The organism is Enterococcus faecalis (assembly GCF_029024925.1).
Taxonomy (GTDB): domain Bacteria; phylum Bacillota; class Bacilli; order Lactobacillales; family Enterococcaceae; genus Enterococcus; species Enterococcus faecalis.
In genome coordinates this window covers 201,266-217,500 of record NZ_CP118962.1, presented here as the reverse complement: position 1 = coordinate 217,500, position 16,235 = coordinate 201,266, and the positions used below count along the sequence as shown (strand labels likewise).

The window sequence follows — 16,235 nt, the reverse complement described above, 5'->3', positions numbered from 1 at the left end:
CGGGCCCCCGTCAATTCCTTTGAGTTTCAACCTTGCGGTCGTACTCCCCAGGCGGAGTGCTTAATGCGTTTGCTGCAGCACTGAAGGGCGGAAACCCTCCAACACTTAGCACTCATCGTTTACGGCGTGGACTACCAGGGTATCTAATCCTGTTTGCTCCCCACGCTTTCGAGCCTCAGCGTCAGTTACAGACCAGAGAGCCGCCTTCGCCACTGGTGTTCCTCCATATATCTACGCATTTCACCGCTACACATGGAATTCCACTCTCCTCTTCTGCACTCAAGTCTCCCAGTTTCCAATGACCCTCCCCGGTTGAGCCGGGGGCTTTCACATCAGACTTAAGAAACCGCCTGCGCTCGCTTTACGCCCAATAAATCCGGACAACGCTTGCCACCTACGTATTACCGCGGCTGCTGGCACGTAGTTAGCCGTGGCTTTCTGGTTAGATACCGTCAGGGGACGTTCAGTTACTAACGTCCTTGTTCTTCTCTAACAACAGAGTTTTACGATCCGAAAACCTTCTTCACTCACGCGGCGTTGCTCGGTCAGACTTTCGTCCATTGCCGAAGATTCCCTACTGCTGCCTCCCGTAGGAGTCTGGGCCGTGTCTCAGTCCCAGTGTGGCCGATCACCCTCTCAGGTCGGCTATGCATCGTGGCCTTGGTGAGCCGTTACCTCACCAACTAGCTAATGCACCGCGGGTCCATCCATCAGCGACACCCGAAAGCGCCTTTCACTCTTATGCCATGCGGCATAAACTGTTATGCGGTATTAGCACCTGTTTCCAAGTGTTATCCCCCTCTGATGGGTAGGTTACCCACGTGTTACTCACCCGTCCGCCACTCCTCTTTCCAATTGAGTGCAAGCACTCGGGAGGAAAGAAGCGTTCGACTTGCATGTATTAGGCACGCCGCCAGCGTTCGTCCTGAGCCAGGATCAAACTCTCATAATAAAAGTTAGAACAATCTTGCGATTGTTAAGCTCAATTGTTTGCTAGCATATTGCTTGCTTGTTAAAAATGTTTGTTGTCTTGAATTGAATCAAGACGCCCTACACATTTGGTTCGTCTATTCTTTGTTCAGTTTTCAAAGGTCTACGTTACCTCGCAGCAACTTTTATATCATAACAAACTTTCGCTTGAATGTCAAGAACTTTTTTAAAAAAGTTTTTTTAAGTTGTTTTGCTCGGTTGTTGTCGTCTGTTGTGACAACTTCTATATCTTATCATCTCGTTTGTTATTTGTCAACAACTTTTTTTGTTGTTTTTTCAAACTTTTTTCGAGAGATTTGAAATCAAGAATTGTTATTTAATTATTGATTTCTGAATCGCTCAGCTGTGTGACTCGCCTTGCGACATGTAATAATATACCAAGATTTCAAGCATTGGTCAATCATTATTTTCACTTTTTTTAAACTTTTTTTCAATACCGATTATTCTTTCTTATCCGATTAGATAAAGTTCGTTTTTTTATCAGATTACCCATTCTTTTTATTACCCATCTTCGATTTTTTTAGAAAAAAAGAATTGGTTTCAATTGTTTTTCTATTCTTTTTTTATTTAATTTTTTGCGAATACAAAAAAAAGATGCCCTTAAGGCATCTTTTTTTATCTCATTGTTGGGAATAGCAAGACATCACGAATTGATTGTGCATCAGTTAATAACATAACTAGTCGATCAATCCCAATACCTAATCCTCCGGTTGGTGGTAAGCCATATTCTAAGGCTTCGATGAAATCTTCATCTACTCCGTGTGCTTCATCATTTCCTTGTTCCCGTTCTTTTTCTTGTTCTTCAAAACGTTCACGTTGGTCAATTGGATCATTTAATTCTGTAAATGCATTAGCAAACTCTTTTCCGATAATAAATAGTTCAAAGCGGTCAGTGAAACGACCATCTTCTGGATTTTTCTTCGCTAATGGTGAAACAGCTACTGGGTGACCATAAATAAATGTTGGTTGTTGCAACGTATCTTCTACAAATGTTTCGAAAAATTCATTAATGATATGACCGACTGTCATGGCATCTGTAATTTCAACATTATGTTCTTTAGCCAACGCACGGGCTTCTTCTATCGTCATCTCTTGCCAAAAATCTACGCCCGTTTGTTCTTTGACCGCATCTGCCATGTGTAGACGTTTGAAAGGACTTCCTAAGTCAACCGCTTGACCATCGTACGTGATATCAGTAGTTCCTAAGACTTTTTCCGCAGCATTACGAATAATTCCCTCTGTTAAATCCATCACATCTTGATAATCAGTATAAGCGGTATAAGCTTCTAGCATTGTAAATTCTGGGTTATGAGTGGTATCGATTCCTTCATTACGGAAGACACGACCAATTTCATATACTTTTTCCATGCCACCGACAATTAAACGTTTTAAATGTAACTCTAGGGCAATGCGTAAGTATAAGTCCATATCTAATGCATTATGGTGTGTGATAAATGGACGAGCAGCAGCTCCTCCTGCTTCGTTATGCAAGACAGGCGTTTCTACTTCGACATAGCCATTGCCATCTAGATAACGACGGATTTCGCTAATAATTTGACTGCGTTTCATGAAACGATCAAAGCTTTCTTTGTTACTGATTAAATCCAAATAGCGTTGACGATAGCGTTGTTCCACATTCGTTAATCCATGGTATTTATCTGGCAATGGACGCAAAGCTTTAGTTAATAACGTAATTGTTTGAGCTTTAACAGTAACTTCCCCCGTATTGGTTTTCATTATTTGACCTGTCACACCAAAGAAGTCGCCTAAGTCAGCATGTTTAAATAGTTCATAGGCTTCGTCTCCAACTTGGTCCTTCCGAACATAAATTTGAATTTGGCCTTCACGGTCTTGCAAATGGGCGAAACCAGCTTTTCCTTTACCACGTTTTGTCATCATACGTCCAGCAACGCTGACTTCTGTATTCATTTCACTAAGTTCTTCTTTTGTATGATTATCATATTGTTCATGAAGTTCTGCTGAATTATGAGTGCGATCGAAACGTTTACCGAAAGGATCAATCCCTTCTTCACGTAAAGCTTCCATTTTTTCGCGGCGCACGAGCATTTGATCATTTAAATCCTCTAAATGCGCTTGTTGTTCTTCTGCCACTGTTGTTCCTCCATTCTTGATTTTAACCTATCCTAATAATGCCACAGTAATTCGAAAAAAAGCAAGCCGAATTTTACTTTCGGCTTGAATTTTTTATTCTTCTATAGTAGTTACAGCAACTTTGGAAATCTTTTCTACAAAGGCATCAAGTAAATCGACAACTGCTTGTTGTGTTTCGACTTGGTTAATCGCAACTTTCACTTTGGCTGCTCGCGAGATTCCTTTTAGATAGTAAGAAGCATGTTGGCGAAACTCACGGACCGCAATTTTTTCACCTTTTAAATCCACTAATCGTTGTAAATGAACTTTTGCAATATTAATTTTTTCAGCTGGTGAAGGCTCAGGCATCAATTCGCCCGTTTCCAAGTATTCTTTCGTCCGTTGAATCATCCAAGGATTGCCCAAAGCAGCTCGACCAATCATCACACCATCCGCTCCAACATATTCTAACATGCGTTTAGCATCTTCAGGCGTTTTGACATCGCCATTTCCCATAAAAGGAATGGTTAAATGCTTTTTCACTTCCTTTAAAACGTCCCAGTTGGCTGTCCCTTCATACATTTGGACACGTGTCCGACCATGCATAGCAATGGCCGAAGCCCCTGCTTGTTCGGCAGCCAAAGCGTTGTCTACAGCATATAGATGATCTTCATCCCAGCCTGTTCGCATTTTTACAGTGACAGGCAAAGAAACTGCCGAAGAGACTGCGTGAACCATCTCATGCACTTTATTCGGGTCCAGCAACCATTTCGCACCAGCTTCAGCTTTAATTATTTTATTGACAGGGCAACCCATGTTAATATCAATAATCGCCGCTTGCGTATTTTCTTCCACAAACTTAGCAGCTTCCACTAATGTTTCTTTATCTCCACCAAAAATTTGTACACTTAAAGGATATTCTCGCTCATCAATATATAGCATTTCTAAGGTTTTTTTGTTTCTTAATTTAATTCCTTTGTCACTAATCATTTCACAAACGACTAATCCTGCGCCAAATTCTTTTACAGTCACACGAAAAGCGGCGTTACTAATACCCGCCATCGGAGCTACGACAACACGGTTGGGGATTTCAACGTCTCCAATTTTCCACATAGTCTTTCCTCCTACTTTTGTTTCGTATTGCGAATCGCTTCATCGCGAAGTTCAATTAATTCTTCTTCACTATAGTGATATTTATTGTTACAGAATTGACAAACTGCTTCCGCTCCATGATCTTCATCAATCATCGCATTTAATTCATCGATCCCAACGGCAATCAAAGCGGTCGCAAATTTTTCTTTGGAACAGTCACATTTAAATTGTACAGGCATTTTTTCTAAAATTTCTACTTCGTCTTCTCCCAATAAGCGATACAAGACTTGTTCAGGTGTTTCTCCATTTTCTAGTAATTGTGAAATTGGTGGCACTTCCGCTAGACGCTGTTCAATAAAATCAATGGTACTTTCATCGGCACCTGGCATTACTTGAATCATAAAACCACCGGCTGCTTTCACAGATTCATCCGTGTCCACCAATACACCTAAACCGATAGCTGAAGGAACTTGTTCAGAGACCGCCATAAAATATGTAAAGTCTTCACCGATTTCACCAGAAACAATAGGTGTTTGTCCAGAAAAGGTTTCTTTTAATCCTAAATCTTTAATGACTGTGAAAATCCCTTCGTTACCGACAGCGCCACGTACATCAATTTTACCTGTTGCATTCAACTTTAAGCTGACATGTGGATTTTTAATGTAGCCTTTTGTTTCTCCACGGCCATTACTATCGACAATAATAGCACCAGCTGGGCCATTCCCTTGTACTTTTACAGTTAATTTATCGTCACCTTTTAAAGTCGCTCCTAGTAAAAGGGCTCCAATCAATGTGCGCCCTAACGCTGCGGTAGAAGAACTCCATGTATCATGTCTTCTTTGCGCTTCGCTAACAGTTTCAGTGGCACTGATGGCATATGCTCGAATTGAACCTTTATAACAAAGGGCTTTTACCAAATAATCTTCCATTCTTTTTCCTCTTCTCTTGGTGCTTTTTTGTCCATTAGTCAGATAATACTAGGAATCAGGTGTTTTTTCAACCAAATAATCTTCCTTCTATAGAATATCTTAATATTATAGAAGGTGCAGTATTCGTCAACTCGACAAATACTGCACCTTCTACTAATTGGTTATTTATAACGATCTTCGTAGTTATTGCGATCATATTCAGAATTGGAATCTGAATCTTTTTTCTCTTCAGATTGGACTTCTTTTTCTGTTTGTTCGCTTTCTACTTTGACTTCTTCTGCTTCATCATGTAATTCTTTTTTCGCTTCTTCAAAGTCTTGCTTTTCTTCAACTTGTTTTTGCGCTTCTTTTTCTTCTAAAGCACGTTTTGCTTCTTCGAATGTTTGCGCTTCTTTTTCACTAGGATAGTCGCTGTCAGTACCTTCAGGCATTTTACCTGTTTCAAATAATGATTTGATTGCTTTTGCATCTAATGTTTCATATTCTAATAGTTTTTCAGCGATTAGTTTATGTTGTTCACGGTGCGCTTCGATAATTTCATGCGCTTTCGTATGAGCATCCATTAAGATACGACGAACTTCCTGATCGATTTCAAACGCCACTTGTTCTGAGTAAGCTTTTGTTTGACCATAATCACGACCGACAAAGACTTGATGGTTTCCTTCATATTGAACAGGTCCTAATTTGTCGCTCATTCCATATTCAGTTACCATGCTACGGGCAATCCCTGTTGCTTGTTCAAAGTCATTTGAAGCCCCTGTTGATTGAACGCCAAAGATAATTTCTTCTGCTGTACGTCCACCAAGTAAGCCAACGATTTGTTCAAACATATCTTCTTTAGTCATTAAGAATTGATCTTCTTTTGGTAAAGCAATCATATAACCGCCTGCGCGACCACGAGGGATAATTGTTACTTTGTGGACAACACGGGCACGACTTAAGACTAAACCAACAATTGTGTGTCCCGCTTCATGGTAAGCCACCATTTCGCGTTCTTTTTTATTAATCACGCGATCTTTTTTAGCTGGACCAGCAATTACGCGGTCTTCGGCTTCATCCACATCAGAAGCATCAATTTTTTTCTTGTTACGACGAGCGGCAACTAAGGCTGCTTCGTTTAAGACATTTTCTAAATCAGCACCAGCAAAACCTGGTGTTTGTTGTGCAACAACTTTCAAATCAACGTCATCAGCTAACGGCTTGTTTTTCGCATGAACACGTAAAATCGCTTCACGACCTTTGACATCTGGACGTCCTACCAAGATTTGGCGGTCAAAACGACCTGGACGTAACAACGCTGGGTCTAACACGTCTGAACGGTTCGTTGCAGCAATTACGATAACTCCTTCATTGCCATCAAAACCATCCATCTCAACTAATAATTGGTTAAGGGTTTGTTCACGTTCGTCGTGTCCGCCACCCATACCAGCACCACGTTGACGACCAACTGCATCGATTTCATCGATAAAGATAATCGCAGGCGCGTTTTTCTTCGCTGTTTCAAATAAATCCCGGACACGGCTAGCACCGACCCCGACAAACATTTCAACGAAATCTGAACCTGAGATTGAGTAAAATGGCACACCTGCTTCACCTGCTACGGCTTTAGCAAGTAACGTTTTACCAGTCCCTGGAGGTCCCTCTAATAGTACGCCCGCAGGAATCCGTGCGCCTAATTCAGCGAAACGACGTGGATCTTTTAAGAATTCCACTACTTCAACTAATTCTTGTTTTTCTTCTTCCGCACCAGCTACATCTGAGAAGCGGACACGGTTAGCTTTTTTATCGGCTTCTTTGGCTTTTGATTTACCGAAGTTCATCACACGGCCACCGCCGCCACCGCCTTGTTGGCTCATCATCATGTAGAAGAAGAAGAAAATAATCACTAATGGTAGGAAACTAAACAACAGTGACAACCAAGCACCACTTGTTGATTGTTCTTTGACAACTAGCTTCACCTTGTTATTTTGTGCCGCATCTTGAATGCCAGCTAAGGTTGTATCACTAGGTAAAACGGTTGTTGTGAAGCCTTTTGACGACGCTTGCGTTGAGCCCCACAATGACAGACCACCTGTGTCTTTTACTTCTTGTTTTTCTTTATACTGACCTTCAATCCGGTAAACCCCATTGGTTGGTTGAATGGTCATGTCTTTGACTTTTCCGTCTTCCAATTGTTGTTGGAAGGTTGAGTAATCGATGTCTGGCGATTGTTGGTTGTTATTTCCAAAAATGAAATAGACAACCATGACCATGGCAAGTACTACTAAGACGTAGTATAAACCATTTTTCATGCCATTATTCTTTTTGTTCATGCCTGTCCTCCTTATGCTCATCATTACAATTCATGTTATTCTTTTATCAATCCTGACCTTTACATTGTAACACAATTAATTCCTTGATAGATATTAATTTGATTCGTAAACTTCAGGTTTTAAAACGCCAATATAAGGCAAGTTGCGGTACGTTTCTGCATAGTCTAATCCGTAACCGACCACAAACTCATTGGGCACATCAAACCCTACGTAGTCAGCTTTAATGTCTACTACACGGCCTTCTGGTTTATCTAATAAGGTAACAATTTTCACAGATGCAGCTTTACGGTATCTAAACAAATCTACTAAATACGCTAATGTACGACCACTATCGATGATATCTTCTACGATTAAAATATGTCTACCTTCGACATTTGTGTCTAAGTCTTTGACAATTTTTACTTCGCCTGAAGAAACTGTCGCGTTGCCGTAGCTAGATACATCCATAAAGTCCAATTCTAAATAAGTATTGATTTCACGAGTCAAATCAGCCATAAATGGTACTGCACCTTTTAAAATACCGACCACTAAAGGATTTTTCCCTTGATATTCTTCTGTCAGTTGCTTGCCAAGCTCTGCAGACTTCGCAAGAATTTCTTCTTTGGAGATTAGGACTTTCTCAATATCTTTTTCTATCATAGTGCGCTCCTTTCAGCATTACTCCTTTGTCTTAAAAAGGAGTCTGTAGTGTATTTTATCAGTTTCTAAAGGAATACTCAAATAGGAATTTGCAAATTTTGGTACCCAAATGATTTCCTCTTGCTCATCCGTAATGACCCAAGCACTCTCTCTCGCTTCATTTGGCACTTTTTGATCAATAAAAACTCTGCTTAATTTTTTCGTAAACCCTAGTTTTAATGTAATCCGATCACCACTTTGGCGATGACGAACGGTCAAAGGTGTGGCTGTGGTCAACGGGATTGCCAACAACTGGCCCGCCCATTGATTAATCTCTTCAGGAAGAGGAAACGGTTTGTCTGTCGCAATTAATCCTAGCCACTCGGTTTCCGATAAATAAATCCCCGCACCAGGTACTAATAAATGTGTAACTTCTTCTCGCAGTGCAACCTGTTTTTGTTCTAAGCACAGCCAATCGTAACTTTTAGCTAGTTGCCATTGCTGTTCTAACATAACCGAGCCTTGCGGTTGGCGTTCATCATTCAAAACTTTTAAAATTTGTGTCATCTGGCGTTGGTTTAACGAAACCCCTAATGGCACTAATGTTTTTTGGAAAAACGCGGTTAAAAAGAAGTGCTGGTACGCAGGCGTTTCTTTTAATAATCTCTTCAAAGGAATGCGCCATCCTTGTTTGGTCGGTTCTACGGCTTCAGATAATTGAGGCTCAATTTGTTCTTGAATAAATTCTTGGGCAAAACGTTGTTCATTACTAAAAGAAGCAATCTGATCTAAGAATTGCGGATTTTCCTGCTTTAATAGCGGCAAAACCTGATTACGGAGCCGATTTCTCAAATATTCATTGGTTTGGTTCGTTTCGTCCTCAAAATAAACGAATGCTTGGCGCTGTGCAAATTGATACAATTCTTCTTTTGGATAAATAAGTAACGGACGAATCAATTCCCCTGTCGCAAAAGGACGTCTCTCTTTAATGCCTGCGGAATGGGAAAAATTAGTTCCTCGAATCAGCTTCATTAAAATCGTTTCCGCTTGATCGTCTAGATGATGTGCCGTCATTAAGACCGCCGCACCTTCAATTTCCATGACTTCTTTAAAAAATTCATAACGAAATGTGCGCGCTTTTGCTTCTAAATTTCGTTGCTTTTCAGGGTCTTCCCAACGTGTTTCATAATACGTTAGCTCTCGTTGCTGACAATAGGTAGCGAGATATTGCGCTTCCTGTGCCGACGCTTCTCGCAATTGATGATTGACGTGTGCAATAACCAATTGTAATTGTTCTTTTTCTGCCACCTGTTCCATTAACGTCAAAAGGGCCATGGAGTCTACACCACCAGAAACGGCGACCACGATTGTTTGATGCGGTTGCCAAAATCCTTGTTCTTTTCCTCGTTTGTAAAACTGCCAAAACATTGTCCGCCCTTCTTTCTTCCTTAGAATAAAAGAGGAACCGAGAAATAACCCATTCGTTATCCCCAGTCCCCCTATTTGTTTGTGCTTAGCCGCGACGTCCGCCACGTCCGCCACGTTTGCCTTCAGTATTACGTTTTAATGAAGATAAACGGTCATCACTATCTTTCAAGAAAGAGCTCATCAATGAGTCAAAATCTTGTTTATTGTTATTGTTATTTGCTTGTGGTTTATTGAAAGGCTTTTTGCCCCCTGCGCGTGGATTACGGTCACGATTCTCATAATTGTTTTCACGACGTTGAAATTCACGTTTTGGTTGTTGCCCTTCTGCTGGCTCTTGTGCTTTACGGATCGATAAGCCAATTTTGCCGTCGTCACCAACTGAGGTTACTTTCACTGTTACTTCGTCACCTACTGTTAATACATCATGAATATCTTTAACGAATCCATTAGACACTTCACTGATGTGTACTAACCCAGTTTTTCCTTCTCCTAAATCAATAAATGCACCAAAGTTAGTAATCCCTGACACTTTTCCTGGCAATTTAGCTCCTACTTCGATTGACATAAAAAAATTGTTCCTCCTATTTTTTCCCTAATTATAATTGCAGTTTATTCAGCTGAAGACTTAGTTGTTTCAGTTGAAGACTGTGATTGACTATTTTTTTCTGAACTGCTCTTGCTTTCTTCCGCTCCAGAAGTCTGTGTTTTTTTCATTTGTTCTGGTGTGGGATAAATCTGTTCGCCTTCTTTTGAGAGAAGGAAACGGCTACGTGCTAATTTTGCCACATAATCATCATCTTTTAACAAAGCAACGTCTTTTTTTAGATCCTTGACCTTCTTATCAACTGCTACGGATTCAGCAATTGCATCTGCTCGTTCTTGTTTGAAAGCACCTAAGCGATGATAATCTTTCATCAATTGGATGCCAGAAAAGGCAAAAATAATGAAGGCCACGAGAAAAATCGCTGCCAAGCGTCTGCGTCTAAAAATCAATTGTTTCTGTTGTTTTTGGAATTCGACATACTGTTCTTTCGTGTAGTCATTTTCCAATGCCGCAACTTTCTTCGAGTTTTTTTCATTCTTTCCCATCGTCTCGCTCCACTCGCTTTGGATTGTCCGTTTTATTATACCAACATCTAAGAACCTTGTCTAATGTTAATTTCAGAGAAGTTAAAGAAAATCAAGCTTTTTTCTAAAATATTCTTTGCTTTTGAAATAACAGTGGTTGATTTATTAATTTTTTTCAAAAGCGGCGCGTCTGTTTCATTAAAACGCTGAAAGGATGAAGCGCTTGGAATATTCATCTTTTCAATGAACTTGCCAAGCGCTCCATCCTCACCTGCTTATTCTTCAGAGACACGTGTTTCTGATTTTATTTCATACATTTTTGTGGCATCTTCTTTTTTCGTAGAGTCATTTAGTTGCAGGACTTCTACTTCTAAAATTCTGTTCCCAAATTGAATTTTGACAAGGTCACCAATCTTCACAGTACTAGAAGATTTGGCTAAGACTCCGTTGATTTGAATCCGACCTTTATCAGCGACTTCTTTGGCAACTGTTCTTCTTTTAATAATGCGAGAAACTTTTAAAAATTTATCTAACCGCATCACATTCACCTCTTTTATTTTTTTTGTCTCATCCGTAAAATTTTTGCGCCATACGGTAAACTTAACCATTCACGTATCGTAAATAATTCTAACTTAATGATGGTGCTAATAAAAACTGTACCACCCACTGCAACACCTAAAACTGTAACGAAAAACGCTTGACTTCGGTGATGCACACCTTGGAACAAGATGGAGATAATTCCTTGATAGACCAGTAATGACAGCATCATGATTGCTAAACTAAGCAACAGTTTTTTCAAAAAGTTTCGTTCTCGAACAAAACAATTAATCGCTGCATCCGATTGTCGGACTAAAACGAATAGCGTCGCTAGTAACCCAAGAATAGTAGACCAACTAGCACCTAATGTTCCCCAACGAATGGTGAAAAAGCCCGTTGTCAGTAACTTCACTAATAAGCCCACACCAGCTGCCACTAAAGGACCTTTAAAACGATTGCGACTTTGTTCAATACTTTGGTAGGCCTGAATAATGGCCATAAAAGCGATGGATAAAACATACACCCCTAAAACATCATTGCCTTTATAATCTTTAAAAAGTGTAAAGTTCATGTACGGCAATAACATCATTAGACCAATCGAAGCCGCCGATGCCAAGGTTGTGGTAAGGCGCAAAAAGATTTTTGCAACTTGTAAAAATTGTTGACGGTCTTTTTTCATAAAATATTTTGTCAAACCTGGTAAAAAGGTCGAGCTTAAAGCTAAAGCAATTACCAATCCTAATTGAACTAGTGGTTGTCCTCTATCATAGACCCCTTTGTCCACTTTCGCAGCTAAATCAGAGAGCCCGAAAAGCATGAGGGCATTTTTTACTTTAAAGGAATCAATTAATTGAAATAGAATCAGAAAAGCACTATATAAAGAGACCAAACCACCCTCAATCATTAAACGTTTAAATAGTCCTGTGGTTTGAGGCATAATCTTCCATTGATGCAAGTATTCCGTACTTCCACTAAGAATTTTTCGATTGTAGTACCATAAGACAAGTACCGCTAAGACACCGCCAGCCAACGCACCACTCATAGCCACCGTCCCCGTTTGGTAAATGGAGCCACCAAAGTAATGATAGGACAACGCAGCTACTAGAATAACCCCGACACGCACAAACTGTTCCATCACCTGTGAAATACCACTAGGCACCATCAACAAATGACCTTGAAAATTTCCACGATAGAAGGAAAGAATTGGAACGAGTAAAAAGGTAAAGGAAACAACTTCCATTAATGGTTGGAGTGCAGCATCCCCCATACTAATAGCAATTTCTTGACTACCAAAGAAAAAGAAGGCCCAACAAGCAATCGCTAACCATAACACATAGGGATATAGTTGGCGCAACACTTGTTTTTGACTCCGAATATCTGGTTGTTCAGCAACAATTTTGGAAATAAATTGCGGTAAGCCTGACAATGCTAATGTCATCGCAATCCCATAGATTGGATAAACTTGCTGATACACGTAAAATCCTTCATCCCCTACAAAGTTCTGAAAAGGAACGCGATAAAACGCACTCAACACTTTTGCAATGAAGGAAGCAATGGTTAACACAACGGCACCTTGCATCATTCGTTGCATTTCTTTTTGCGCCATCTTCTAGGCCTCCTTTTAAAGGGAATCCGTTTCTTGCGAATGTTTGTATTTTTCTTGTCGCAATGCGGTTGTAAAAGCAGCAATTTCTTGAATCCAAACAGCTTCTTTACAATCTTTCGGCAACTTCAAGGAAATAGTCATTTGTTCTTTCTCAACTGCTAGATCCGCTTTTAAGCTGGTTGCCGATAACGCTTCAAACAACTGCTCCACAGAGTATGTTTTTGTGCCAATTTTACTTAACACAAACTTGACTTTTTGATCGCGTTTACGAATACTTTCTAACAAGGCACGGTCGCCATCCATTTTGATACGGCCAGTGGTTAATAAATGCGCCACTTCGTCAGGATACTCTCCAAAGCGGTCTAACAAGTCCGCTTCTAATTCTTCGTACATATCCATATTTTCTAATTGACGAATCCGTTTATAAATTTCAATTTTTTGTCGTTCGTCTGTAATATACGTTCCTGGAATATAAGCATCAATGCCTAAATCAATCTCAACAGACGTTTTTTGGTCTTGGATATTTTTTCCTTGTTTACGAGCAACTGCCTCAGATAACATCTGTGAGTACATATCAAACCCAACCGAATCAATGAAGCCATGTTGTTGGGCACCAAGAAGGTTTCCGGCCCCTCGAATGGAAAGGTCACGCATCGCAATTTTGAACCCAGAACCTAATTCCGTAAAGTCTTTAATTGCTTCTAAACGTTTCTCGCTAACTTCGTTTAGGATTTTTTGCTGTTCGTACATAAAATAAGCATAGGCCACTCGATTGCTACGCCCCACACGACCACGTAATTGATACAACGTAGATAAGCCCATGTAGTCCGCATTTTCTACAAACAAGGTATTAGCATTAGGAATATCTACTCCTGTTTCAATAATTGTTGTAGTGACTAATATATCATATTGTCCTTCAATAAAATCAAACAAAGTATTCTCCAGTTGTACTTCTGTCATTTGCCCATGTGCATACGCAATTCGTGCATCTGGAACTAGCGCTTGTAACTCTTCAACTTTTCGTTCGATCGTATCTACTCGATTGTATAAATAAAAGACTTGACCATCTCGGGCCATTTCTCGCTCAATCGCTTCCCGAATCGCCCCAGGATTATTTTCCATGACATACGTTTGGATCGGATAACGATTCTCTGGTGGGGTTTCGATGACGGATAAATCACGGACACCTAACATCGACATATGAAGGGTCCTTGGGATTGGCGTTGCTGTTAACGTCAAGACATCCACTTGTGAACGCAATTGTTTTAGTCGTTCTTTATGTTTCACTCCAAACCGTTGTTCCTCATCAATAATCAACAAGCCTAAATCACTAAAATTAATATCTTGCGACAATAAACGATGGGTACCAATCACAATATCTACTTGTCCATGTTTAATTTTTTCTATTGTTTCATTTTGCTGTTTTTTCGTGCGGAAACGACTTAATAAACCAATTTCTACAGGAAAGCCCTCAAACCGCTCTTGAATCGTTTCGTAATGTTGTTGCGCTAAAATAGTTGTTGGCACTAAAAAGGCGACCTGTTTATTGTTGCTAACAGCTTTGAAGGCCGCTCGTAAAGCCACTTCTGTTTTACCAAACCCTACATCGCCAACTAACAAACGATCCATTGGTCGAGATTTTTCCATGTCGTGTTTAATTTCGGCAGCACTACGTAATTGATCATCTGTTTCAGAATACGGAAAAGCCTCTTCAAATTCTTTTTGATACGCATCATCTGGCGGAAAAGCATAGCCTTTTTCCGACTCTCTTGTCGCATAAAGTAAGATTAAATCATCCGCGATATCTTCAATTTTCGAAGCAACTTTTCGTTTAGTTTTCGTCCATTCACTGCCGCCTAGCTTGTTAATTTTCGGCGTTTTAGACTCGGAAGCAACGAACTTTTGAATCAAGTTCAATTGTGTTACTGGAATAAATAACTTGTCATCATTTTGGTACAAGATAGTCATGTAATCTTGATGAACCCCATCAACTTCTAAGGTTTCCATACCAATATATTTACCAATCCCGTGATTCGCATGAACGACATAATCGCCCGTTTTTAAGTCGCTATAACTTTTCAAACGTTCCGCATTAGAGATTGTTTGACGACGTGCCCGTTTTTTGGTCGTTGTATGAAAAATTTCTTTTTCCGTAATCGCCACGAGCTTGTTTTTAGGTAATTCAAACCCTGTTTGTAATGCCCCTTGGACAATTTGGACATGCCCATCTAACAACTGATCCCAATTGCTTACTACGCTAGGTATGTCAAAGTCCTGAAATAGCTCTTCGACTTTTTGAATCCGTTCTTTCGTAGGAACAAAAACAACGACCGTTTGGTTTTGCTTTTGCCAACGGTCCACTTCCGCTTTTAGCAACGGCATTTGACCGAAGAATTGTTGCATTGAACGATATTGGAAATTATGGACTTCTTGGAAACGAAGATTCCCCATCCCTTTTTGAAAAAGTGAAAAGAAGGTCGTATTTCGTGCAGTTTTTCGCAATTGATCATGAAAGTCTACGCCAAAAGTTTGTTCAGAAAACACGCGCATTTCTTCAATTTTCAGGGTTTGCCATTCCGCTTCCTCTCTAGCGATTTCTCGCTCCGTTTCCATCATACGAGAATAATCATCCACAAAAAGCAAACTATTTTCTGGTAAATAATCTAACAGAGTAGTTTTTTGTTGGTACAGAAAATCTGTATAATAGTGAGCATTTTCTGTAGGAATCCCTTGTTCCCAAGAAGACAGCAACTGACCAAAATATTCTTCTAAAAAATCGGTCTCCGTTTGATCTTTAGCTGTCGCTAAACGTTTTTCTAGAGCATCTTGTAACCTCGTCATGCCATGATTCATATCTGCCTTTGAGAATACTAAATCAGTCATTGGTGAAATCGTTACTTCTTCAAGATTTTCTAATGAGCGTTGAGTATCCGCTTCAAAATAACGGATTGAGTCAATTTCAACATCAAACAGTTCCACCCGAACAGGGTATTCGGCATTTAGCGGATAGACATCAACAATGCTTCCGCGAATACTAAATTCGCCAGGCTTTCCGACCATCGATTGGCGTTCATAGCCCATTAACACTAAGCGTTGCGCGAGGATTTCAGGTTCTACTTCTGTCCCGATTTCCCAATGAAGTTGCGCATTTTGCCACGTTTCTTTCGTTGGCAAATATTTTCGTAGTCCAGCTACTGGTACGACCACGATTCCTGCATTCGCTGTCATCAGGAAATTTAACGCACTCACTCGATCTGCGCGCGCTTCTGGTGAAGAAAAGGCCATTTCGGCGGATAACACTTCATCTACTGGAAATAGATGAACTTGTTCTGAAGGTAAAATATTTAAAAAATCATCTACTAATTGATTGGCATAGTATAGGTTTGGGACCGCAATAACAATTTTTTGATGCGTCTTTTGTAAAGCGCCTGCCATCAGTAATGTTTTAGCAGAGCCTGATAACCCAGTAATTAGTTGACGCGTTCCTGTTGTCATTAGTTGACTGCGCCATGATTTAGCAATTTCTGTTTGGCTAATTCGTTCGATAATATTCAAACAAGAGCC

The 16,235-nt window shown here is 40.1% G+C and carries 11 protein-coding genes and 1 rRNA gene (1 of these 12 cut by a window edge); all 12 read right to left on the bottom strand.

Annotated features, from left to right (window positions below):
• Positions 1–952, bottom strand: a 16S ribosomal RNA gene (locus tag PYW42_RS01015) (it extends 609 nt beyond the left edge of the window).
• Positions 953–1,605: 653 nt separating this feature from the next.
• Entirely contained in the window at positions 1,606–3,102 is a 1,497-nt protein-coding gene (gene lysS / locus PYW42_RS01010) for a lysine--tRNA ligase (RefSeq protein WP_002389561.1), read from the bottom strand.
• Between the two features lie 93 nt (positions 3,103–3,195).
• Positions 3,196–4,194: a tRNA dihydrouridine synthase DusB gene (gene dusB, locus PYW42_RS01005; protein ID WP_002356263.1), complete on the bottom strand. Its 999-nt coding sequence runs from the start codon at positions 4,192–4,194 to the stop codon at positions 3,196–3,198.
• Between the two features lie 11 nt (positions 4,195–4,205).
• The gene (gene hslO, locus PYW42_RS01000) at positions 4,206–5,102 is read right to left on the bottom strand and encodes an Hsp33 family molecular chaperone HslO (RefSeq protein ID WP_002359370.1); all 897 of its coding nucleotides are present in this window, start codon (positions 5,100–5,102) and stop codon (positions 4,206–4,208) included.
• Between the two features lie 161 nt (positions 5,103–5,263).
• The gene (gene ftsH / locus PYW42_RS00995; protein ID WP_010816085.1) at positions 5,264–7,414 is read right to left on the bottom strand and encodes an ATP-dependent zinc metalloprotease FtsH; all 2,151 of its coding nucleotides are present in this window, start codon (positions 7,412–7,414) and stop codon (positions 5,264–5,266) included.
• A 93-nt stretch (positions 7,415–7,507) separates the two neighbouring features.
• The gene (gene hpt, locus PYW42_RS00990) at positions 7,508–8,053 is read right to left on the bottom strand and encodes a hypoxanthine phosphoribosyltransferase (RefSeq protein WP_002356260.1); all 546 of its coding nucleotides are present in this window, start codon (positions 8,051–8,053) and stop codon (positions 7,508–7,510) included.
• 18 nt (positions 8,054–8,071) lie between these two features.
• Positions 8,072–9,460, bottom strand: a complete 1,389-nt coding sequence (tilS, locus tag PYW42_RS00985; protein WP_002389622.1) for a tRNA lysidine(34) synthetase TilS — start codon at positions 9,458–9,460, stop codon at positions 8,072–8,074.
• 85 nt (positions 9,461–9,545) lie between these two features.
• Positions 9,546–10,025 carry a S1 domain-containing RNA-binding protein gene (locus tag PYW42_RS00980; RefSeq protein ID WP_002356258.1) on the bottom strand — a complete coding sequence of 160 codons (480 nt, stop codon included), beginning with the start codon at positions 10,023–10,025 and terminating at the stop codon, positions 9,546–9,548.
• 44 nt (positions 10,026–10,069) lie between these two features.
• On the bottom strand, positions 10,070–10,549 hold the full coding sequence (locus PYW42_RS00975; RefSeq protein ID WP_002356257.1) for an FtsB family cell division protein: 480 nt from the start codon (positions 10,547–10,549) through the stop codon (positions 10,070–10,072).
• Positions 10,550–10,803: 254 nt separating this feature from the next.
• Positions 10,804–11,067, bottom strand: a complete 264-nt coding sequence (locus PYW42_RS00970) for an RNA-binding S4 domain-containing protein (protein ID WP_002356255.1) — start codon at positions 11,065–11,067, stop codon at positions 10,804–10,806.
• 14 nt (positions 11,068–11,081) lie between these two features.
• A complete protein-coding gene (locus PYW42_RS00965; RefSeq protein WP_002364515.1) occupies positions 11,082–12,671 on the bottom strand; it encodes a putative polysaccharide biosynthesis protein in 1,590 nt (529 codons plus the stop codon).
• Between the two features lie 15 nt (positions 12,672–12,686).
• Positions 12,687–16,226: a transcription-repair coupling factor gene (gene mfd / locus PYW42_RS00960; RefSeq protein WP_002364517.1), complete on the bottom strand. Its 3,540-nt coding sequence runs from the start codon at positions 16,224–16,226 to the stop codon at positions 12,687–12,689.
• Positions 16,227–16,235 lie beyond the last annotated feature (9 nt).

Excerpts from the sequence above, each read along its gene's own strand:
- dusB (WP_002356263.1), bottom strand. The coding sequence starts at position 4,194 with ATGTGGAAAATTGGAGACGTTGAAATCCCCAACCGTGTTGTCGTAGCT.
- hslO (WP_002359370.1), bottom strand. The coding sequence starts at position 5,102 with ATGGAAGATTATTTGGTAAAAGCCCTTTGTTATAAAGGTTCAATTCGA.
- ftsH (WP_010816085.1), bottom strand. The coding sequence starts at position 7,414 with ATGAACAAAAAGAATAATGGCATGAAAAATGGTTTATACTACGTCTTA.
- hpt (WP_002356260.1), bottom strand. The coding sequence starts at position 8,053 with ATGATAGAAAAAGATATTGAGAAAGTCCTAATCTCCAAAGAAGAAATT.
- tilS (WP_002389622.1), bottom strand. The coding sequence starts at position 9,460 with ATGTTTTGGCAGTTTTACAAACGAGGAAAAGAACAAGGATTTTGGCAA.
- PYW42_RS00980 (WP_002356258.1), bottom strand. The coding sequence starts at position 10,025 with ATGTCAATCGAAGTAGGAGCTAAATTGCCAGGAAAAGTGTCAGGGATT.
- PYW42_RS00975 (WP_002356257.1), bottom strand. The coding sequence starts at position 10,549 with ATGGGAAAGAATGAAAAAAACTCGAAGAAAGTTGCGGCATTGGAAAAT.
- PYW42_RS00970 (WP_002356255.1), bottom strand. The coding sequence starts at position 11,067 with ATGCGGTTAGATAAATTTTTAAAAGTTTCTCGCATTATTAAAAGAAGA.
- PYW42_RS00965 (WP_002364515.1), bottom strand. The coding sequence starts at position 12,671 with ATGGCGCAAAAAGAAATGCAACGAATGATGCAAGGTGCCGTTGTGTTA.